Annotated in this window: 20 protein-coding genes; 7 read left to right on the plus strand and 13 right to left on the minus strand. The window is 47.2% G+C overall.

Features of this window, described 5'->3' with window-relative positions; genetic code table 11:
• Positions 1–111: 111 nt before the first annotated feature.
• Complete coding sequence (trxB, locus tag R4537_RS10635; protein ID WP_071177804.1) at positions 112–1068, minus strand: thioredoxin-disulfide reductase; 957 nt, start codon at positions 1066–1068, stop codon at positions 112–114.
• A gap of 536 nt (positions 1069–1604) precedes the next feature.
• On the opposite strand from trxB, the gene R4537_RS10640 reads away from it, so the two are divergent.
• The 3 genes from R4537_RS10640 (at position 1605) to R4537_RS10650 (ending at position 5087) form a co-directional block, all read left to right on the plus strand.
• Positions 1605–2261, plus strand: a complete 657-nt coding sequence (locus R4537_RS10640) for a 2OG-Fe dioxygenase family protein (protein WP_000946297.1) — start codon at positions 1605–1607, stop codon at positions 2259–2261.
• Positions 2245–3498: a cysteine desulfurase-like protein gene (locus R4537_RS10645; RefSeq protein WP_071177805.1), complete on the plus strand. Its 1254-nt coding sequence runs from the start codon at positions 2245–2247 to the stop codon at positions 3496–3498. The genes R4537_RS10640 and R4537_RS10645 overlap by 17 nt, the downstream gene beginning before the upstream one ends.
• A 257-nt stretch (positions 3499–3755) precedes the next feature.
• Positions 3756–5087, plus strand: coding sequence for a GGDEF domain-containing protein (locus R4537_RS10650; protein WP_071177806.1), 1332 nt, complete (start codon positions 3756–3758; stop codon positions 5085–5087).
• 100 nt (positions 5088–5187) lie between these two features.
• Here R4537_RS10650 and R4537_RS10655 read toward each other — a convergent pair whose 3' ends face one another.
• The 3 genes from R4537_RS10655 to R4537_RS10665 are packed head-to-tail and all read right to left on the minus strand — an operon-like array spanning position 5188 to position 7985.
• Positions 5188–5952 (minus strand): SanA/YdcF family protein, encoded by a 765-nt coding sequence (locus R4537_RS10655; RefSeq protein ID WP_071177807.1) that lies wholly within the window; start codon positions 5950–5952, stop codon positions 5188–5190.
• Entirely contained in the window at positions 5925–6254 is a 330-nt protein-coding gene (locus tag R4537_RS10660; RefSeq protein WP_001175902.1) for a DUF3392 domain-containing protein, read from the minus strand. Before R4537_RS10660 ends, R4537_RS10655 begins: the two co-directional genes overlap by 28 nt.
• A 42-nt stretch (positions 6255–6296) precedes the next feature.
• Positions 6297–7985, minus strand: a complete 1689-nt coding sequence (locus tag R4537_RS10665) for an NAD-dependent malic enzyme (RefSeq protein WP_071177808.1) — start codon at positions 7983–7985, stop codon at positions 6297–6299.
• 467 nt (positions 7986–8452) lie between these two features.
• On the opposite strand from R4537_RS10665, the gene R4537_RS10670 reads away from it, so the two are divergent.
• Positions 8453–8803, plus strand: coding sequence for a hypothetical protein (locus R4537_RS10670; RefSeq protein ID WP_000460958.1), 351 nt, complete (start codon positions 8453–8455; stop codon positions 8801–8803).
• A gap of 201 nt (positions 8804–9004) precedes the next feature.
• Here R4537_RS10670 and R4537_RS10675 read toward each other — a convergent pair whose 3' ends face one another.
• The 7 genes from R4537_RS10675 to R4537_RS10705 all read right to left on the minus strand — a co-directional run bounded on the left by R4537_RS10675 (position 9005) and on the right by R4537_RS10705 (position 14687).
• Positions 9005–10111 (minus strand): phosphoribosylaminoimidazolesuccinocarboxamide synthase, encoded by a 1107-nt coding sequence (locus R4537_RS10675; protein WP_000050051.1) that lies wholly within the window; start codon positions 10109–10111, stop codon positions 9005–9007.
• Between the two features lie 165 nt (positions 10112–10276).
• Positions 10277–10675, minus strand: a complete 399-nt coding sequence (locus tag R4537_RS10680) for a helicase (protein ID WP_071177809.1) — start codon at positions 10673–10675, stop codon at positions 10277–10279.
• 291 nt (positions 10676–10966) lie between these two features.
• On the minus strand, positions 10967–11149 hold the full coding sequence (locus R4537_RS10685) for a hypothetical protein (RefSeq protein WP_071177810.1): 183 nt from the start codon (positions 11147–11149) through the stop codon (positions 10967–10969).
• A gap of 150 nt (positions 11150–11299) precedes the next feature.
• Positions 11300–12316 carry a J domain-containing protein gene (locus tag R4537_RS10690; RefSeq protein WP_071177811.1) on the minus strand — a complete coding sequence of 339 codons (1017 nt, stop codon included), beginning with the start codon at positions 12314–12316 and terminating at the stop codon, positions 11300–11302.
• A 100-nt stretch (positions 12317–12416) separates the two neighbouring features.
• Positions 12417–13085, minus strand: a complete 669-nt coding sequence (locus R4537_RS10695) for a YiaD family glycine zipper/OmpA-like lipoprotein (protein WP_001925209.1) — start codon at positions 13083–13085, stop codon at positions 12417–12419.
• A gap of 102 nt (positions 13086–13187) precedes the next feature.
• A complete protein-coding gene (locus tag R4537_RS10700) occupies positions 13188–13871 on the minus strand; it encodes a DUF2786 domain-containing protein (RefSeq protein ID WP_029628174.1) in 684 nt (227 codons plus the stop codon).
• Between the two features lie 132 nt (positions 13872–14003).
• Positions 14004–14687: a DUF3334 family protein gene (locus R4537_RS10705; protein ID WP_071177812.1), complete on the minus strand. Its 684-nt coding sequence runs from the start codon at positions 14685–14687 to the stop codon at positions 14004–14006.
• Between the two features lie 212 nt (positions 14688–14899).
• Here R4537_RS10705 and ydiJ point away from each other — a divergent pair, with 212 nt between their 5' ends.
• The 3 genes from ydiJ to vesB all read left to right on the plus strand — a co-directional run bounded on the left by ydiJ (position 14900) and on the right by vesB (position 19914).
• Entirely contained in the window at positions 14900–17935 is a 3036-nt protein-coding gene (gene ydiJ / locus R4537_RS10710) for a D-2-hydroxyglutarate dehydrogenase YdiJ (protein ID WP_071177813.1), read from the plus strand.
• Positions 17936–17990: 55 nt separating this feature from the next.
• Positions 17991–18452 (plus strand): methyltransferase family protein, encoded by a 462-nt coding sequence (locus R4537_RS10715; protein ID WP_000792732.1) that lies wholly within the window; start codon positions 17991–17993, stop codon positions 18450–18452.
• Positions 18453–18702: 250 nt separating this feature from the next.
• Positions 18703–19914 carry a GlyGly-anchored extracellular serine protease VesB gene (gene vesB / locus R4537_RS10720; RefSeq protein WP_071177814.1) on the plus strand — a complete coding sequence of 404 codons (1212 nt, stop codon included), beginning with the start codon at positions 18703–18705 and terminating at the stop codon, positions 19912–19914.
• Between the two features lie 74 nt (positions 19915–19988).
• Here the strand turns inward: vesB and R4537_RS10725 are convergent, their stop codons facing one another.
• The gene (locus R4537_RS10725; RefSeq protein ID WP_071177815.1) at positions 19989–20714 is read right to left on the minus strand and encodes a DUF3581 domain-containing protein; all 726 of its coding nucleotides are present in this window, start codon (positions 20712–20714) and stop codon (positions 19989–19991) included.
• A gap of 148 nt (positions 20715–20862) precedes the next feature.
• Positions 20863–22398: a histidine ammonia-lyase gene (gene hutH, locus R4537_RS10730; RefSeq protein WP_071177816.1), complete on the minus strand. Its 1536-nt coding sequence runs from the start codon at positions 22396–22398 to the stop codon at positions 20863–20865.
• Positions 22399–22404: the final 6 nt, after the last annotated feature.

The raw sequence follows: 22404 nt of genomic DNA on the forward strand, positions 1-22404 counted from the left end.
GGCTTAATGAGAATAATAATTGTAATAGGCCGCCAGTATACAAAGAAAAGCCCGGCGGTTATACCCGTCGGGCTTGGCAAAAATAAAAACTGGCGTTACGCGAAGCGTAAGTTATTTACCCTGGCTATCTAGGTAACGTTCAGCATCGAGTGCTGCCATACACCCGGTTCCGGCAGAGGTAATTGCTTGACGGTAGTTATGATCCATCACATCACCCGCGGCAAACACACCCTCAATGCTGGTCTGGGTTGCATTACCTTCAAGGCCAGATTTGACGACTATGTAGCCGTTTTTCATTTCAAGCTGACCTTCGAAAATTTGCGAGTTTGGCTGATGGCCGATGGCAATGAATACCCCCATCACATCCAAGTTTTCCGTCATATCTGACTGGGTATCTTTCAAACGCACGCCTGTCACGCCCATCTCATCGCCCAGTACTTCATCCAAAGTGCGGTGCGTGTGCAGAACAATGTTGCCATTCGCCACTTTATCCATCAGACGATCGATCAGAATTTTTTCACTGCGGAAGCTGTCACGGCGGTGGATCAGATGCACTTCTGAGGCGATATTCGATAGGTAAAGAGCCTCTTCAACCGCAGTATTACCACCACCGACTACTGCCACTTTTTGGTTGCGATAGAAGAAACCATCACAGGTTGCACAAGCGGATACACCGCGACCTTTGAACGCTTCTTCTGATTCTAAACCGAGGTATTTAGCAGAGGCACCAGTAGAGATGATGAGGGCATCACAAGTGTACTCTTGGCTGTCGCCTGTCAAACGAAATGGGCGAGAAGAGAGATCAACCGAGTTAATGTGATCAAAAACAATTTCAGTATCGAAACGCTCAGCGTGCTTTTTCATGCGCTCCATCAGTGCTGGGCCGGTTAAGCCTTCGGCATCGCCTGGCCAGTTCTCGACTTCTGTCGTCGTGGTGAGCTGACCACCTTGCTGCATACCAGTGACCAGCACGGGTTTTAGGTTGGCGCGCGCAGCGTAAACCGCGGCAGTGTAACCCGCAGGGCCGGAGCCAAGGATAAGAAGTTTGCTGTGTTTCACGTTACTCATGAAGTACTCCGATAAGGACGAAAGGGAGTTAACTCATGGCTTGAATTCGGAACTAAGACGCAAGCCAATGAAAATAATTGGACTCGATTGTAGGGAATATGGATGGCGAATAAAAGTGGTTCGCTGAGCATAAATCGTAATTGTTTATACCGTTACGACGTGAAGCTATCTCGGCATATACCCTTCCTACTTGCCGCCTACCTGCAACTCCAAGTTGTTTGGGTATAGCTCGTGTCGGTTCCACCTGATTCTCATGTTAGAGCGGGAGCCATGATGCATGGTTTTATGCTAATAGGCTGTCAATCTTCCTTATTTTCCATAAGGCAGTGAAAGCCTCTGGTTTTGCCTATCTTCAGGTTGCGCTTTTGGATGTAGACACTGTTATTTTCAATTTATAAAGAATATAAAAACAAAATTTCAATCCTGATGGTTGATTGAGTCAAAAAATATTGTTTTTGCAAAATAATCGATTAGTCTTAATTGTAAATAAAATGTGAAATTTACGGTGGTATGACTAACCCATTAAGGAGTCGATGATGTTACGTTCTCACCCCAATACCCTACATATCACTAAACTGAGTCATTCAGCGATTCATCAACTCGCTCCCTCTTTTGCGCAGTTACCGCATACCAATCATGCGGACGGGCAGTATCGGCTACGTCGTTACTCCGTGATCCGCTTCATTGATGGGCAAGTGGTTGAATTGGACAAGCATGACTTTATGCAGACCGATCAAATTAACCATTTTCAAGGCAATGTGGTGCGCCGTTTCGAACCGTTACTCAGTACTACTTTAAAAAGTGACGGTATGCGTGAGTTGTGCGCGCTGTTTATGGAAGCCAACACACTTCCCGATGGGCAGGAAATTGAGATCCATCAGATGCGGATCGCTGCGGTATTCGATGAAACCTTAGTCGCGCCGGAAGGGGTACATCAAGATGGGTTTGATCATATTGCGATTGTTGGCATTGATCGCCACAACATTGTGGGTGGCGAAATCATGCTCTATCTCAGTAGTCATGAAGCGCCATTTTTCCGTAAAGTACTGGAAAATGGCGAAGTTGCGATGTTGGCCGATAGCCAACTGTGGCACAACGCTTGCCCGATCCGCACGGTGGATCATCAACAAGAAGGGCATATGGATGTTTTTGTTTTGACTGCGAAGGATGGCCGCCATGCGCTTCACTCCTGAGTCAGTGCGTCAGCAGTTTCCTGCGCTAGCGCAAATCGTCAATGATAAGCCTGTGGTGTTTTTCGATGGGCCAGGTGGTTCACAAGTGCCACAATCGGTGCTGGATGCCATGGTGGCTTATTTAGGTCGTTACAATGCCAATCTTGGTGGGCACTACTTTTCGAGCCAGAAAACCGTGGAGTTAGTGCAAAGTGCCCGTGAGCATGTGCAAGCGCTGCTTAATGCCCCCACCCCTGAGTCGGTTGTCTTTGGGGCAAACATGACGTCGCTGACTTTCCAGTTTAGCCGTGCGATCAGCCGTGATTGGCGAGTAGGCGATGAGGTGATTGTTACCGCATTGGATCACTATTCGAATGTCTCTAGCTGGCAACAAGCGGCTCAAGACAAAGGCGCAATAGTGCATCAGGCTCGCGTCAATACGGCGGACTGCACCTTAGATCAAGCGCATCTGCTTTCGTTGATTAATCCACGCACCCGTTTAGTGGCGGTGACTTTTGCTTCCAATACCACGGGATCATTGGTTGAACTTGAAGCTATTATTGAGGCGGCGCATCAGGTCGGGGCGATGGTGTATGTCGATGCGGTGCACTATCTGCCGCATCACCTGCCGGATGTGCAGGCGCTGGGCTGTGATTTTCTGGCCTGTTCGGCCTATAAATTTTTTGGCCCTCACGTCGGGATTGTGTATGTAGCGCCGCAGTGGCAAAACACGATTCTGCCTTATAAAGTTGAGCCCGCAACTAATCAAGAGCCGGGACGTTTTGAAACCGGAACGCTCAGTTTTGAAGGACTGGCTGGCGTTATTGCTGCGGTGCAATATTTGGCGCAGTGGGGTGACCCGAATTCTCGATTACGTGAACGTTTGGTTGAGAGCTATCAGCAATATCAGCAGCATGAACAGCGCCTCAGTGAGTATTTTTTGCAAAAGCTCAGTGATATGCCAGCGCTGAAACTGCATGGTTTGCAACTGGCAGATGCCGCGAAGCGAACACCGACATTTGCGCTGACGTGTACTGACTGTACACCGCAGTCTATGGCGAAAATGCTCGGCGAACAGAATGTGTGCGTATGGAATGGTCATTTTTATGCGCTTGGGCTGGTTCGTCAATTGGGGCTTGAGGAGAGTGGAGGAGTACTACGTATCGGTCTGATGCACTACAACACCACAGAGGAAATAGATCATCTATTTGCTTTCCTACGCGATGGTTTACCACACCTTGCACATTCTTTTCAGTAAGTCGTAAACCCTTCTAGATATCTTTCACTTCTAGCGATATGCCTTTTCTACTGATGTTGACTCAGTGGGAAGGGTATACCCTTCCTACTTGAAACTTTAGCAAAAGGTGAAATGCCTCTGAAAAAGAAATCTTGGAATACTCTAGTCGATGACAAAACCGCATCTAACCGCTATTTTTTGGAAGCAATCTCTCTTTATTGAGCGTCATGTATTAAGGGAGAGCGTGTTAATGATGTGGCTTGACGCTGGAGTAGGTTGTGAAAGTGCTGCCAAGAGTGTTATTAGGGTTAGTCGCGGTCACGATTGTGACCGTATTGCTGTACTGGCAGTTTGGTTCTGCGAAACGAGTGTTGATTGAACCTCAACACTATGCCTATTTCACCACCAACGATCAAACCGCTGGCGGCACATCAACCAGCGCCTTATCCCTCAATGGCAATACTGCCAAAGTGGACTGTGAATTGAATGCCAGTCGCTACGCGTGGCCATATTGTGGCATCTCTATTCACCTTAATCCCGACCCACAACGTGGCCTCGATTTGAGTGATATCCATACCATACGTCTTAACGTGGACTTGCAAGGCCCCGCTGCAGAACCTGCGGCAATGCGTCTGTATTTACGTAATTTCAATCCGATCTACTCTCAGCTTGATGATGAATATACTCATAAATACAACGGATTAGAGTTTGTGCCAGGCGTTGGGAAAGGTGTAATTGATATTCCCATTCGCAACTTGCAAGTAATGACGTGGTGGTTGGTTGATAACCGTATTGCCATTGAGCACTCCGCTCCTGAGTTTTCCAACGTCAATAAAATTGAATTTGCGACCGGTTCAGCCAGTCCACTAGGGCAATATCAATTGACCCTGCATCAAGTGGAATTGATTGGGGATTATGTGGCTGGAGAGAAGCTGTTTCTCGCGATGTTGATCATGTGGGCGGTGGCAGGAGCATGGCTCTCTGCGCTCGAAATTCGTCGTAATCGCCGTGAGGTTTTACGTGCTCGTATGCGCCAAGAGCACTTACAGCGTTTGAATCATTCATTGCATGAGCAAAACATAAAGTTTGTCGAAATGGCGCATCGTGATGCATTAACGGGAGCCATTAATCGGCATGGCATTCGCGATTGGTTGCAAGATCAAGCGCGCTTAGTGCGCTGGCAACTCAATCACGTTAGCGTACTGTTCATTGATATTGATTACTTCAAACAAGTCAACGATGTGTACGGACACAGTCTAGGGGATGATCTGCTGCGTGAGTTTGCTTTGGTGATCAGCCGTGAAATCCGAGAGAGTGACAAATTAGTGCGTTGGGGTGGTGAAGAGTTTGTGGTGTTTTGCGCGCAGACAACCCTTGAGCAAGCGATTGAGCTTGCAGAGCGGCTTCGAGCGAAAATCGCCGACCACAGCTGGATACACGGAGGTGCGATCACGTGCAGTATTGGTATTGCCCAAATGGGCGACGAGCGGATTACGGAAACCGTTTCACGCGCCGACGAAGCGTTATACCGAGCTAAACGGCTTGGCCGCAATCGAATCGAAGTTCACTATGGATTAATGGCCAAAAGCAGTGATGGAGAAAAAGGGTGAGGACGGCACCAAGTCGTGTCTATCTAGACTAAATTCAATCATTAAGAATGTTGCCGCAGGGTGCGCGACAACATTCAGGGGCTTGATTATCGAGACAGATTTATTCAGCGTTATTCGATGAGGTGTCATTTGCAGTTGACTCGGTGTCACTCTCAACGATGATCGGCTCTTTGGGACCGAGAAACTTAGGCTGAGTGTCCAAAACGAACAGATCAAAGACCGCATAAGCGCGCGCAAAGACTTCTCGTAACCGAACTTTAAAACCAGAATGGCTGCTTGGACCCGGCACTGCTAAGCAGGATGCTTGAATATCTTGGTGGCGAGCAATAAACAGCGCACGCTCACAATGAAAGCGCTGAGTGATAATCAAGAAATTATCGGTATCAAAAATTTCCTTGGCGCGCACAATCGAATCGAGAGTACGAAATCCCGCATAATCTAAAGAAATATTCTCCGCCGGAATGCCTGCGCGCAATAAATCACGTTTCATGGTCCACGGTTCATTGTACGAACGGTGTGCGTTATCACCACTGAGCAGAAAATTGCGGACCTTTCCTTGTTGATAGAGCTCTATAGCCGCATCAATGCGGTTGGTGTAGTACTCGTTGAGAGTCTTGCCTATGTATTTGCTGGTGCCCAATACCACGGCAACCTGAAAAGGCGGAGTATTTTGCGCATCATTAATAATGTTATTTTGTGTTTGCCAAGATACCCAGCGATCGATCGCGAGTAAACCTGTGACAACCAAAATACCCAGCCACAGCAAAGTTTTACTGAGTTTACGCCAAGGCAGTCGTTGCAAGCGAGTTAGCGCAGAGAAAACGACGGTGCGTAGAGTTAGATTTGATGGTTTCTTTGTGCCCATAGGCCTATCACAACAAAGCAGCTTACGATAAGGGTCAGCATCATGCCGGATTCCAGTTGCGCGAGTGTCCGAGCAACGTAAGGGCTGGCCTTAACAATGATTAAACCGTATCCAAACGCGTTAATAAAGATAAACACTAACGAGCGTACCAGAAAATGTTGATTCCGTAATACTCTACGCAAAAAGGCATTGATCTCACCACCGAGCATAACCAAAGTGCAAGCGACCAGTGCAATCGAAATTTCGCTCAGGTAGGGTATGAGAGTTTGACCTGCAGGAGCAAGATAAGTAAATAGTTGCATTAGATTAGAAAGCCCCTGAATGCAGGGGCTTCTCCGCATAAATTAAAACGCAGTGCGCTTGTAACGGCGGTAAACGGGTTGCCAGAAGTGTTGTTCAATTGAAGCTTCTAGTGCTTCATCGGTGACTTCTGGAGCAACACCCTGTTCAATTGCTTTTTTCGCTACTGCGAAAGCAATCTTCTTCGATACCGAGTGGATAGATTCCAGTGGTGGCAGTAATGGCCCATGACCATTGATAGCCATCGGTGAGCAGCTTGCCAGGGCTCGGCTTGATTCCATCAACATTTCATCGGTAACGCGGCGTGCGTTTGCTGCCAAAACCCCTAAACCGATCCCCGGGAAAATGTAGCTGTTGTTACATTGTACAATCGGGTAGGTTTTACCTTCATGCAACACAGGATCAAATGGGCTACCTGTCGCGACCAAAGCCTCACCGTTAGTCCAACGAATAATGTCGCTTGGCAGAGCTTCAACACGGCTTGTTGGGTTCGATAGCGGGAAGACAATAGGGCGTGGGCAATGTTGATGCATCTCTTTGATGATCTCTTCGCTAAACAGGCCGGGCGCGCCAGAGACTCCCACCAACACGGTCGGTTTGGCATTGCGGATCACATCATGCAGTGAATAGCCGTTGTTTTCCGTTGTCCAATGTTGCGTGTTGGCTTTTTTCTGCACTAAGCGCTGTTGGAAGTCGAGCAAATTTGGCATGCCTTCTTCGAGCAGGCCCCAGCGATCCACCATGTAAACTTGTGAACGCGCTTGTTCATCGCTAATGCCTTCAGACACCATCTGCGCAATGATTGCTTCCGCGATACCGCAGCCTGCAGAGCCCGCGCCCAAGAAGGTAATACGTTGCTGTGAAAGCTGGCTACCCGCCGCTTTACAGGCAGCAAGTAATGAGCCCACCGTGACCGCAGCAGTGCCTTGAATGTCGTCGTTAAAACAGCACACGCGATTTTTGTAACGCTCAAGCAGCGGCATAGCGTTCTTTTGGGCAAAGTCTTCAAACTGGATCAACGCATCTGGCCAGCGACGTTGCACGGCTTGCATAAATTCCTCGACAAAGTTGTCGTAGTCTGGGCCAGTGATACGTGGGTGACGCCAGCCCATGTACATAGGGTCAGCAAGACGTTGCGGGTTGTTCGTACCCACATCCAAAACGACAGGAAGCGTATACGCTGGGCTAATGCCACCACAAGCGGTGTAAAGTGACAGTTTACCGATAGGAATACCCATACCGCCGATACCTTGGTCGCCAAGGCCGAGAATACGCTCGCCATCGGTCACCACAATCACTTTGACGTTGTGGTTGGCGGCATTGTTCAGCAAGTCATCGATACGATCGCGGTTAGCGTAAGAGATAAACAGACCGCGGCCCCGGCGATAAATGTTCGAGAAGTTCTCACATGCCGCACCAACAGTGGGGGTGTAGATGATTGGCATCATCTCGGAAATATGGTTCTGCACCAAGCGGTAGAACAGAGTTTCATTAGTGTCTTGAATGTTACGCAGATAAATGTGTTTATCCATGTCGCTTTCAAAACCACGATACTGTTGGTATGCGCGTACCACTTGTTCTTGAATGGTTTCCGTCGCTTCGGGCAGTAAACCTTCTAGGTTAAAAGAAGCACGTTCTTCTGCACTGAAGGCACTACCTTTGTTGAGCAGAGGAGTACTGAGAAGAGCTGGGCCTGCGTAGGATATATACAGCGGACGTTTATCGTTATTCATGTTCAGCCTATTGATTGGTAGGGTAGAAGTGCAACGCGAAAATGATACCGACTTGCTGGTTGGATTGTAAATAGACAAACGGCTTGCATCTATTGATTATCCTGCTTCTGTGCGCAAGCACAGCGTTTAAAACAAGTTAATCGCTTTCGAAATGGGCGATTTATGTGCAACGAGTTAACCAAGAGAACAAAAGCGATCCAGACCATCGTCTAATAATTAGGTTTCATTGCCCTACTGCACTATTTTGTTTGAATAAGAAAATATTAATCAACAAGGCACATATCATTTTAAAAATGTAGGCACAGTGTTGCTAAATTGGTTTTTATATAGCATTAGAAACCGATTGCGCATCATAACAGACCGTTTTTTTATATCGCATTGCTATATAGCGATGCTTGGTCAATAGTTGCAACACAGTGTTGCCAATGGCGTCGGGGGACAAAATGGAAAAAGCAAGGATTAGCGCAGTGTTTGATTACACCACCTTTTTGGGGGCATCTTGCGCGAAAAAGTGGACTTTTTCGGAAGCAATAAGCTCCTTTGCCCCAGTGTTTGGGATTGTTTGGTTTGATGCGATAAAAACGGGACAGAGTCCGCAAGAACGCCTGTGGGATGTTGCGCTCAAAGAGCTTTCCACCCGTTCGAGTGATGAATCGAATGTGATCACTTTAGTGAAGTTAGCCAAACAAGAAGGCATTGATGAATTAACCTTAGTCATGCCTTACGCCTTGGATGAACAGCAGTTAACCAGGATTCAAAGCAAAAGCGCTGCGCATATTGAATCTACCAATCAAGAAGAGTTTTTGATCAAGCTTTAAAGAACTTATCTGGTGCGGTGAGTAGAAGAGCACTCAATAGAAGTGTAATTAAGGGGCTATACCCTTGCTACTTGCCGTGTACCTGCAACGCCAAGTGGTTCAAGCAAATAAGCCCCTTAGTTTTTCATCCGTTGCTGGCTCGTGCTTGCCGCTGGCTTATGATTCAAAGCAGCGAGGCATAACAAAAGCCGCAGATGGAGTTTATCTTTCAATCAGCCCATATTCTTTATCTAGGATTGCGATGATTTCCTGTTTTGGCTGATGACTCAGATGGATAGGTTGCCCCGTGATCTTTTCAGCAATACCCAAATAGGTCCGCGAGATATCCATTAACGCTTCCAGCGGTAAAGCATTGTCACGCGCGAGCGCTTCACGTTCAGGCATGCGATCTTTATTGAGTAAAATGTCTGGGTCTGGGAAGTAGTTTAGCAAAAATTGGCGGAATCCCTCTTTGGAATTTTCGACAATCTTGCCTTGCTGATATTGCTGCGCATCCCAAATGCGTGATGAGTCAGGGGTGCCTACTTCATCCATATAGATCAGTTTTTGCTGTCCTTGCTGATCTGCCACGTAACCAAATTCAAATTTGGTATCGACAAAGATTTGTCCCACGTTTTTTAGCGCTTCGCTGATCACAGCAAAACCTTGCTTGAGCAGAGTTTCGTAATGGTCAATGTCTTGTGGTTGATTGAAGTTGAATGCTGCGTAATTGGCTTCAATATCTTGGCGCGAGATATTCACGTCATCGGCTTCTGGCACGCCGGGGATGCCGCGCAGAATACCTTTGGTCGACGGGGTCATCAGTAGCTCTGGCAGTTGGCTGTCCTTCTCTAAACCTTCTGGTAGGGTAATACCACAAAACTCGCGCTCACCTTTGGCGTAAGCACGCCACATTGAGCCAGTAATGTATTGACGGCAGATAGCTTCAATTTTGATAGGACGGGCTTTTTGTACAATCCACACAAAAGGGTGAGGAATGTCGAGAATATGACTCTCTGCCAAACCATGTTGCTTGAACAGTTTGAACCAATGATTCGAGATAGCATTGAGCGCCGCACCTTTACCCGGTACACCATGGACACCGCCTTCCGCGTGCCAAATGCAATCGAAGGCTGAAATACGATCACTGATGACCATAATGGCCAGCGGGGCATCTTCTGCAACCGGATAACCTTTTTCTTTAATTAGGCGGCGGCTATCTTGCTCGGTTAGCCAGTAAACCGAGCGAACTTTACCGCTATGTACTGGCTGATGGGTACGAATGGGGAGGTCGTCATTGACGGCAAGGACTTGATCTGCAAGGCTCATTGAGACATTCCTATCTGAATTCAAACATCGTTTTAGCGATTTCGCTGAGTGAAAAACCGCGGGCTGAGCGCATGATACCAGAACTAATTTATGCTGCCAGACAAAAAGCAAACGTTTGCTTAAATTTATCCCTGCCAGATTGTTTAAGTAAAGGTGGTTTATGGATCAGTGCAGTGAATGCGTGGTTTGCTTAATAAAAAACAGCTCACAGCCATGCTGCTTGGCAAAGTGCATTAACTGCTTTTGAGTCACGCTATCTATCGCATTGGATGCCACAATCGCACTGGCGGTTCGACAGGCAATCGCCTTTGCGACAATCTCTGCTTCAGTGTGGCAGGTTGATGCTTTGAGATGGATAACCTTGCCACAATCGATCTGATGCTCATGGAGTGATTGACGGTTTGGACGTTGACATTGAGCGGTATAGAGAATCCATTGTGAGCGTTCTGACAAACTGGCCAGTCGTAGCATCAGATTTGCCTCGCCCAGATCATTCTTTGCACGTAATGCGTTGAGTGTGTGCGAGCTATGTAAGCCAAAATGTTTGAATTCAGTGTGTAGCATAATACTGTTTCTCCATACATGCTGTATGTAAATACAGTATTATTGGTTGGTTGTTTTTGCAACTGGTTTTTGGATAAAAAAAGCACAGAAATTCGATTTGTTACACGACATTTTTTATTATCTATCTGATTTTTATTAATTTTAGTTCTTGTTGATAAAGGTGGAAAAAAGTAGGGATGTGCGGTTTTTGTGAGCAATGCCACGGAAGCCGTGCGGCGGCTTATACAGGTATGTGCGGAGAAAACAGAAAAAGCGCCAGAAGGCGCTTTTTCAAGTTGAAGGGGATGCAGTTTATCGAGCTGCTTGTTGCCTTTCTCGGAATGCCATCTCGGCTAAATTAAATTGCCTTACATCCATCCGGGCAAACTCATTGCAGTTTTCACAAGAATGATGGGCTTTACCATCCACATATTCATGTCTTGTCAGTAGTTTTGGCTGTTTACACCAATCACAGATGCCTTCTACGCTAAACATTGTCTTCTCTCCCACCTAAATCAGGCGTAAATTTCGCGCGGATTATGGCACGTCTAAATAAAAAAAGTTAACTATTTGTAATTATGGATGAGAAGGAGATCGATTGCGCATAGGCTGATTTTTCAAGCCTTGGGTCGGAATTTTCAGATGTTATGCTTGTTTCTGTAACGATTTATTAACTGAATCGATCACGATTTTTACCGCGCTATTTAAGCGCTTCATCTCTTCTTCGCTGCCATGCAGGTCTGGGTGATAAATTTTCGATAACTGTTTGTAGCGCAGCTTGATCATTTTGACGTCAGGCCGTTGGTTTTGGTGAAAACCCATTAAGGCGTAAGCCATCGCGACTTTTTGGCCGTTAAGGTCGCTGGTTTGGTTCTGTTGTAGTCGTTTACACTCTTGATAGAGATGGTCTAACTGCTGTTTTTGCCTTTTGATAATGAACTGTTGTTCTTTCCATTTCCCTTCGTAATCAACGTGTTTTACCGCGACTATATGGTTGCGTTGTCTGCGCCATATCATGCGGAAAGTGATGATGGTGAGTAATAAGATGAGCGCCACCAAAGTCGGCAATAGCCAATCACTGGTGATGGTTTGCGCTTCTTTAGAAACGGGTAGTGCGCTGGCGGGGCGGGCAAGATCCCGATCAATCAGGTTATCCAATTGACCAATGCTGTTGAGCTGCCTTTCGCGTTGCTGATTGAATTTTTGTTCCAGTAGACGCGCGTATCCTTGCTCAGATTCTGGGTCCTGATTGGCGTTAACTCGGTACCAAATCTCAGCCAGATCGAGCGCCGCAATCGCGGTGGGATGTTGTTCATACCACTTGGCTAAGGTCGTACCCGCTTGAGGATTTCCAGCCAGAGCTAGTTTGATAAGCCAATATTGGGCTTGCAGTGGATCTTTTTCCACGCCTTGGCCTGTCAGATATGCGTTGGCGACTTGGGCCATGGCGGGTGGATGGTTCAATTCAGCGGATTGTAAAAACCAGTAAAACGCTTCATTCAGGTTTTGTGGGGTGCTACTTCCGGTTTGATAAGCCAAAGCGAGTTGATATTGAGCTTGCGGATTTTGCTCTTGGGCCAGTTGGGTGAGTCTTGTGACATCATCAGCGGCCGCCAGTGGCAATGAAAACAGCAAAAACAGCCATAAACTCCGCAAACGCATGATCTTTCTTTCCCTGAAAATGAAACGTTCGGTCAATTCGCTGTTTAGTTGAAGGTGCAGCCGTTATGGCTGCAACTTTAAGCTAATGAGCGTTCAAACACTATTTGAGTGGCAGAATTTGAATCTCGACGCGGCGGTTACAAGCGCGTCCTTCTGCGGTGTTATTTGAGCATAGAGGGAAACGCTCACCATTACCACGAGCAATTGCACGCCCCGCTGCAACCCCTTGAGATAACAGGAATGAGCGCACTGACTCGGCACGCTTCTCAGAAAGCACTTGGTTGGTGGTATCACTGCCTGTGCTATCGGTATGGCCTTCAATCACTAAGCTGGTATCTGGATATTCGACCAGAATACGCGCGACACCGCGTAAAGTTTTATGGATATAGCTATCGAGTTGGTAAGAATTGCTGGTAAAGCCAATACCGTTTTCCATGCGCAGTAAGAGTTGGTTTTCGCCAACGCGTACCACTTGTACACCGGAATCTAATAATGCTTTACGTAATTCCGCTTCTTGTTGGTCTAAGTAGTAACCAATCCCTCCACCCACAGCTGCGCCACCTGCTGCACCAATTAAAGCTTTCTTACGACGTTTTTTGGCATCATCACCTGTCGCTAGACCCACCGCAGCACCTGCGATAGCCCCAATTAAGGCACCTTTGGTCGCTGAGTTTGTTTCTGTTTCGCCTGTTGTTGCATTTTGGCGCTGGGTTGCCTGACAGCCAGATAAAGTGACAACTGCGGCTAACAACAAAGTGGTTTTGTTCAACACGTTCTCTCCGTTTATTGAATGATATTTCGCGCAATAGACGAGAATTTTCGTCTCCCGTCAATTGATGGGGTGCGCATTTTACCAATCTCTTACAAATAGTTATTTGAGTAGTTTTGGAGCTTGCGCGCCATTGATCGGGCGATTAACTGAGACTCGGCGACCTTTTTTGAGGCCTGTCTCATAATCTTCCGTCAGATTTTTCATCGCTTCACGCAACTGCTGTTTGAAGGTTTCACGGTCGATATTCTCAAACTCCTTATCAATATAGTTATTGATTTTATTCATAGAATCTTCGTCCGGAGTGATGATAGGTAATTTTTCTAAAGCGCCTTCAATCCAGCCAGAAACAAACGAGTTAACCCGACGTGTCACCTCCAGTGAAGAGGTTCCGGTTCCCGCAAAACTGTTACGAAATTGTCCAGTTTGCTCATTCATTTCACGATAAATAATATCAAAGGCAAAAGCCGCGAAGATGGCGCGATCTGCTTCGCCAATGAATTCAACGCGTTTTAACCCTTTATGATTGATCAATACGGCTTCCACTCCGAATCTGGTATTGATGCCTCGGATCACTCGCAAAATCCCAGAAGAAATGGCAGCCGGAAGCAAATGGGTCGACTGTGTCTTGCCCATTTTGATGAACTCGATATCGTCTTTGTCGAGACCATACTTGAGCATGAGGTTATGCGCCATTTTGATCGCGTTTGCGGCTTCATTAATATTGGCGGAATTACCTAGCTCAAGGCATTTGGCGATTTTTTTAAGGGCTTTTTGTTTATCCATTAGCAAGCAAAATAGATTCGGTACGGCTTAAGAAAAGTCCGACATTCTAGCGTTTTTGACAGCTAAGGAAAAGGGAAGAGGCCATCTCTTACAAGATAGCCTGATACGCTAAACGAATTTGGATATAAGGAATTAGATACCGAGCTGATCCAACAAATCGGCAGATGCACTGTCTTCTTTTGAGTGGCTAGCAACCGAGAGTGATTTTTGCTGTTTCTGTGTTGCGGCCAGAATATCGTCAGGGCTTTCATCTTCCTGAACGTCGAACTCTTCGAGTTGGATAAACTCGGTTTTGTCCATCGCCAGTTCAAGATAAAAAATGTTGTTATTGGCTGTTGAAAATGTCACCCGTCGCGCCTGTGGACGATCAAGGTTGGTATCTACAGATAAAAGCACCTGCTTGTTCAGCGAAAGCATCTTAGGTTGGTTCTGGGTAATGTTGGTTTGCAGATCTTTACGCACCTTGTTGGTGAAGTCACCGACAAGTTGGTTCATCAGCTCGCCCAGTACATCGCCAACTTCATCGGAGGTGTGTAGTACCGCGAGTTCTTCTTCTGGCATGCCCATGTTACGCATGTAATTGGTGTAAACCTCAAGCGCCGCTTTGGCGGTAAAGTTGATCACAACAAGGCCACTAAAACCACCATCAAACAACACAAAACAGCCGAAATCTGGTTTCAGCGAGGTTTTATTAATTTTTTGTACCATTGCGGAATAGTGAATCGGTGAATTCGTTGCGGACGTGAGAACCGTAGAAACCGATTGGCACAGCATGAGTAGGATATCTTCCGTTGTTACTATTTGATTTTTTTTCATCGTTTTTTCCATACAGTTCTAAATAAGCGAAATAACAGAATGGCTCGGTGATAACAAAGTTGAAAAAATTCTGTTTCACCGCATTCTGGCACTCAGATTCTGATTTGATCACCATTTTAAATGTTGTAAAGTGACCGAATTCAAAGATTACTCTTTAAAATCTAACAATAACCCAAAGCTGATTGGATCAGCGTAGTAGGGGCAGGAAGCAAATGTTACCAAGACTCCATCACCAATCCGACGTTGATCCGGTGGTTTTAACTTTTTTACACGAGTTAAAAACCGCAGGATTTACCGGCGATATTGAAACCCAATACTCCAGCCGTCTTGCGGTAGCGACGGATAACAGCGTCTACCAACAATTGCCTCAAGCGGTCGTACATCCTAAATCCACCGCTGATGTTGTTCTTATAGGAAAGATTAGTTCAAAACCAGAATTTGAGAGAGTGACTTTTTCACCTCGCGGTGGCGGTACGGGCACGAATGGTCAATCGCTGACTAAAGGTGTGGTCGTTGATTTGTCGCGGCATATGAATCGTATCCTAGAAATTAACCCGCAAGAGGGATGGGTACGAGTGCAGGCGGGGGTCATTAAAGATCAACTCAATGATGCGGTTCGCCCACACGGTTTTTTCTTCTCTCCCGATCTTTCGACCAGTAATCGCGCGACACTTGGCGGCATGGTTAACACCGATGCTTCAGGGCAAGGGTCGCTACAGTATGGCAAAACGTCGGATCACGTACTCTCGTTGCAAGCGGTATTTGCCGATGGTTCTTTGCTGGAAACCGATCTCTCGCAAGGTTTGCCTGCTCCCAATACGTTTGCTGCGCAAGCGATGCAAGTCACGGAGCAGGTTTGCCGTACCAAACGTGAGCAAATTGTCGCGAAATTTCCGCCGCTCAACCGTTTTTTGACTGGATACGATTTAAAAAATGCCCTGAATGAGGCCGAAGATCGCTTTGATATCACGCGGGTGTTGTGTGGCGCGGAAGGTTCACTGGCGTTTATTACCGAAGCTAAACTCAATTTAACGTCAATCCCCAAAGCACGCACTTTAGTGAATGTGAAATACGACAGCTTTGATTCCGCACTGCGCAATGCGCCTTTAATGGTTGAAGCCAAAGCTTTGTCGGTAGAAACCGTTGACTCGAAAGTGCTCAATCTTGCCAAAGAAGACATTATTTGGCACAGCGTAAAAGACTTGCTGACCGATGTGCCGGGCAAAGAGATGCAAGGCATCAATATGGTCGAATACGCTGGCCAAGACAGCGCGCAGATTAATGAACAAGTCGCACAATTAACCGCGCGCCTTGATGAGATGATGGCCAACCAACAAGCGGGAATTATTGGCTATCAAGTTTGCAGTGATTTGGCGAGCATCAACCGCATTTACAATATGCGTAAAAAAGCGGTGGGCTTGCTCGGCGCAGCCAAAGGCCGCGCTAAACCGGTTGCGTTTACGGAAGATACCTGTGTGCCGCCAGAGAACTTAGCCGATTTTATCGTTGAATTTCGCGCGCTGCTCGATTCCAAAAATCTAGCGTATGGTATGTTTGGGCATGTGGATGCGGGCGTATTGCATGTGCGTCCTGCGCTTGACTTGTGCGATCCCAAGCAAGAACTGTTGATGCGTGAAATCTCCGATCAAGTGGTTAAGCTCGTCGCTAAATATGGCGGCTTGATGTGGGGTGAGCATGGCAAAGGCTATCGTTCGGAATACGGTCCAGAATTTTTTGGTGAGGAGTTGTTCACTGAACTGCGTCGTGTGAAAGCGGCGTTTGACCCGCACAATAAGATGAATCCGGGCAAGATTTGTACCCCACTCGATACACCGTTTGAACTAGTCAAGGTATCGGATACTAAACGCGGTTTTTACGATCGCCAAATCGACGTCAAAGTGCGCGACAGCTTTAAGCAAGCCATGGAGTGTAACGGTAACGGTTTGTGCTTTAACTACGAAACTAGCTCTCCTATGTGTCCGTCAATGAAGGTGACGGCGGATCGTCGTCACTCGCCGAAAGGGCGCGCAGGATTAGTGCGAGAATGGCTACGCCAACTGACAGAGCAGGGCATTGATATTCTCGATCTTGAAAAAGCTACGCTCGAATCCTCGCCAACAGTTAAATCCATGCTGGATCGGGTTCGTCATGCTTTTAGCAAAGATAAAGAGTACGACTTTTCGCATGAAGTGTACGAGGTGATGAATGGTTGCTTGGCCTGTAAGGCCTGTGCAAGCCAGTGTCCGATTAAGGTGGATGTGCCCAGTTTCCGCTCGCGTTTTCTGAATATCTATCACAGCCGTTATCCGCGTCCAGTCAAAGATTATTTAGTCGCGAATATCGAAACCTTATTACCAGTGATGGCGAAGGCTCCGCAACTGGTAAATAGCGTGTTAGCACAATCTGCGGTGCAAAAATTAACCGCTAAAACGGTGGGTTATGTTGATGCGCCACTCTTGTCGGTACCTACACTCGCACAGCGTTTACGCCGTCATCCCGTCGTCCTGTTTGATATGCAGCGTTTGGCGGGGTTATCGCAAGAAGAGCGCGAGCAACATGTGTTGATCGTGCAAGATCCGTTTACCAGTTATTACGATGCGGATGTGGTCGAAGATTTTGTCACCCTGCTGCTTAAATTAGGCAAAAAACCAGTATTGTTGCCGTTTAAACCCAATGGCAAAGCACAACACATCAAAGGCTTCTTACGCCAATTTCGTTCGACGGCAGCGAATACCGCGGCATTTCTGACTCAAGTGGCGGATCTCAATATTCCGCTCGTGGGTGTAGATCCTGCTTTGGTGCTTTGTTATCGCGATGAGTATGTTGAAATATTAGGCAAAGAGCGCGGCGAGTTTTCGGTTTTGACGGTTCATGAATGGCTCAAACCACGCCTGCCGCAGTTTACGCCTCAAGCAACCGATGTACAGCCTTGGTATCTATTGGCGCACTGTACAGAAAAAACTAAGCTGCCTAATGCGGAAAAAGAGTGGGTGGAAATCTTCCGCCACTTTGGTACGCAGCTCAATGCGGTGGCGGTAGGGTGCTGTGGTATGGCGGGTACCTTTGGTCATGAGGTCGATAAATTAACCATGTCTCGCGATATTTACGATTTGAGTTGGCAACCCGCATTAGCGTCGCTACCGAAAGAGCGCTGTTTGGTCACCGGTTACTCGTGTCGTAGCCAAGTGAAACGGTTTGAGCAAATCAAACCTAAGCATCCGTTGCAGGCTCTGTTACACTTGCTATAAGCAGAATGCCCAGTGACTCCACTGGGCTTTTTCATTCAGTTGAATTGAGGTGATTATGAAAAATTTAGAATTAAAGGTTCCTCCAGTCGCGGTTTTTCTGGTGGCCTTGGCGTTGATTCATCTCTCTTCCATTCTCTTTCCGACTTTAACCATTACACTACCGTGGCCAAGCCTAGTCATGGCGCTCTGTTTTTGCAGCTCAGGTTTCTGGGGAATTGCTGGTCTGTTGGAGTTTCGTCGTTTTAAAACGACGGTGAACCCCATGGCTCCGGATCTCGCGGCCACGGTGGTAGACAGCGGCGTTTTTGCACTCAGCCGTAATCCTATGTATCTCGGCTTACTGCTCCTGCTGTTTGGGCTTGCTTACTGGCAAGAAAACGCTCTCAGCTTGGTGATCGTTGGCGGTTTTTTGCTGTATATGAATCAATACCAAATCGAGCCTGAAGAGCGGATTCTAGAAGCCAAGTTTGGCGAAGCCTATCTAGATTACAAAAAGCGAGTGAGACGCTGGTTGTAATGTCCGATTACTTAGCATTTTTAGCTAAAATTCACATATTTGTGAAAAAAGAGTTTGAAACATTTCTGGGGTTTATAGATTTGTGCGTAGGATAACCTTTCTACTTGACGTTGCAGTGGTAGTGGCTGGCGCGCGGCGCAATTTGTTCCCAACAAACTTGTCACTGACTTGTCGCCTACCTATCGTTCCAAGTCGTTGGGATATAACGAGCTATCAAATGATAATTTCTGATTAATGAAAGGATTGAGTTGTGCATCAGGTTGCTAAATTGCTGTCGTGTTTTATCGGTTTTTCTCTTTTCTCTACACTGCTCTATGCGGAATCCACAGCAGATATTTCATCTCGTATTATTAATGGTTCGAATGCAAACTCTGCCGAATGGCCATCGATTGTGGCTCTGGTTAAACGCGGTGCAGATGCTTATCAAGGGCAATTTTGTGGCGGCAGTTTCTTAGGTGGACGATATGTCTTAACCGCTGCTCACTGTTTTGATAGTCGTAGTGCTGCTAGTGTGGATGTGGTTATTGGTGCGTATGATCTGAATAACTCTTCTCAAGGAGAAAGGATTGCCGCGCAAAAAATTTACCGTCATTTGAGTTATAGTCCCAGTAACTTATTGAATGACATTGCGATTGTCGAGTTAGCACAAACCAGTAGTTTGTCTGCCATCACTTTAGCGGGTCCTGCAACACGCACGTCTTTACCAGCATTAACCCCTTTAACAGTGGCTGGATGGGGGATTACCGTGCAAACTAAACCGCCACAATTTACTCCGATACTACAAGAAGTGGATGTTGACCTGGTTTCGCAATCGCTTTGCCAAATAGTCATGCAGCATGGAATTTCCTCTGATCCTAATTCGACCAACTTTTGTGCCGCTCGTCTTACGAAAGATTCATGTCAGGGAGATTCTGGTGGCCCAATTGTAGTTAAAACGGGTCGAGAGCAGCTGGGTATTGTGAGTTGGGGGGATGAACAATGCGCTAAAACAGGCACTTATGGTGTGTATACCAACGTCAGTTATTTTCGTGATTGGATCACAAAGCACACTAACCAGCTTAGCTATGATCAAGTCGCCAATCTCGGTATTCGTCCATTAGGTAAAGTGAGTCAATCATTTACATATACCAACCTTGATGCCAATACGTTGACCTATACAGGAAACACATTCTCAAGTCTGCCCGCTGATTTTAGTGTGCTATCCGATGGGTGCAGTACTAAAGTGACGTTAGCCACTGGTGAAAGTTGTAGTGTAGAAGTGGCTGTTGATGCGCAACACTACCGTCAATATCAGTATGACTTTGAGTTGATCTTTAGCTATGCGGGAGGTTCTAAACGTGCAACGTCTCGCATTCAACTGGATACTTCGCCTTTTGCCCCAAGTACCTCTTCTGGCGGTTCCATCGGCTGGCTGAGTTTGCTGTTTTTGGCTCCATTGTGGATGAGACGGAAAACCGCCTGATTACCAATCCGAGATAAAAAATAACCCGCGGTGTGCGGGTTATTTTTTTGCGTTAGATTTAGATGTTCTGCGAATTATGCCGCTTGCTCAATCTGGCTAAGAAAGGCTTCTTTGCGCTCATTGAAACGGTTGACGAGATCATCGATTTCCGCTTGGTCGTAAGGTTTTAAACCGCTGGCGACCATACGTTTTAGCCCTTTACCGACCACTTGTCCTTCATCTTTAAACACGAAGTTGAGTGTCACTAAGCCGCGTTTGCCATCAACATCAAAAGTCGCGCCCGCAAACTCTACTTCTGGATGGGTAAGATCAAGGCGGGTAAATTCCACCTCCATCGATTCATAAATCACCAGTGGACGCTGGCAGTTGATCATCATCTGCTGCTCTTCCATCAAAGGCACCATGATGTGCGGGAAGTTCATGCCAGAAAACTGTACATAGCTGGTCACCACATGCTCGATAAAGGCAGGGTTGCGGTTAACTTCACCTTCATGTGACATGTGCAGGTACTCTTTGCCGCTGGCATCCACGACTGCGCTTTCACGCTGACACTTATTTTCAATGTGCAGAGCAACGCCATCACTCACCATGCCAGAGAAATCAAAACGCATCTTTTGGCTAATGCCTTCTTTTTGCAACAGTACGGCAAACAGCAAATCGCCCGGTACGCAAAAGCGTTTGTTGTCTTCATCATGGATAGGGTTGAAATCACCCGCGACCAATTTGGCAAAGTGGCTAGCCTGTTGGCGAGTAAATTGAAATTGGTGCTGTTGATTTGAATGGTATGCAGTCAGGAACATGGTTATCGCTATCTCAACTAAACTGCGCGCATTATAGGACAGAATCTTGCAATCATTGGTCTATCCAGTGGATATGTTCTTTTGCCACTTCAAGTGATTTAAGCATAAGAGCCCCGTAGGGCTCTTGAAATGTTGATTTGTCAGCCACTTAGTGCTGGCTTGGTAGCAGCTGCTCGGGCATTAAACGGTTGTGTACGGCAAGTTGCAGCAGAGCATTGGCTTTTTCGATATCCGGCGCAAAATAGCGGTCTTTATCGTAAAACGGCACTTTTTCTCGCAGTATCTGCCTTGCTTCCTCAATGCGTGGTGAGGACTTCAATGGCGCACGAAAATCCAATCCTTGCGCGGCTGCAAGGTATTCCACCGCCAAAATACCACGAGTATTTTCGCCCATGTCACGTAGTCTGCGTGCGGCAAACGTCGCCATCGAAACGTGGTCTTCTTGGTTGGCTGAAGTGGGTAAACTGTCCACTGACGCAGGATGCGCGAGGGTTTTGTTCTCACTAGCTAAGGCGGCTGCTGTGACTTGTGCAATCATAAAGCCGGAGTTAACCCCACCATTGTCGACCAAAAAGGGCGGTAGCTTACTTAGCGCACTGTCAATCAGCAGTGCCATACGCCGCTCGGAAAGACTGCCAATTTCAGCAATCGCCAGCGCCAAGTTATCCGCAACCATGGCGACGGGTTCAGCATGGAAGTTGCCGCCAGAGATGATGTCGCCATCCTCGGCAAACACGAGTGGGTTATCAGAAACCGAGTTGGCTTCGACTTCCAACACCTCAGATGCACTTCGAATTTGCTGCAAGCAAGCGCCCATCACTTGGGGTTGGCAGCGCAAAGAGTAAGGGTCTTGCACTTTTTCACAGTTGCTGTGGGATTGGCCAATTTCACTGCTGACATCGAGCAGGTGACGATACGCCGTTGCAGCATCCATTTGGGTTCGGTGCCCACGCACACGGTGGATACGCGGATCGAAGGGGCGACGGCTTCCCAGAGCGGCTTCGACCGACATCGCACCGCACACAGTGGCAGAGGCAAACAGATCTTCAGCCACAAACAGTCCTTCGAGCGCAAACGCGGTCGAGGCTTGAGTGCCATTGAGTAGCGCGAGCCCTTCTTTAGGGGCAAGGGTAATTGGCTCTAGCCCCGCAATTTTCATCGCTTCCAGACCGGAGATGATTTTGCCGTTGTAACGTGCTTGGCCTTCGCCGAGTAACACTGTGCTCATGTGAGCCAGCGGCGCAAGATCGCCCGATGCGCCAACCGAGCCTTTTTTCGGTACGCAAGGATAAATCTGGTTATTGACGAGCTCGATCAAAGCTTGGATGACTTCAAGACGGATACCAGAATAGCCACGCGCCAAGCTGTTGATTTTAAGTAACATCATCAAACGAACGGTTTCATCCGACATCAGCTCACCGATGCCCGCAGCATGAGAAAGCACGATGCTCTTTTGCAGCGTTTCTAAATCTTGCGGGGCAATTTTGGTGTTGGCGAGCAAACCAAAACCAGTATTGATGCCGTAAACGGTACGTCCTTCGCTGATCACTTGTTCCACCACTTGGGCGCTTTCGGCAATCGCCGGAATCGCTTCCGGATCGAGGGATAACACCACGGGTGAGCGGCTCACTTGACGCAACTGTTTTAAGCTGAGTTGGCCGGGTTTGATCATCAGGTGCAACATGGTTTC

This window comes from Vibrio paracholerae, assembly GCF_037672085.1.
Lineage (GTDB): Bacteria > Pseudomonadota > Gammaproteobacteria > Enterobacterales > Vibrionaceae > Vibrio > Vibrio cholerae.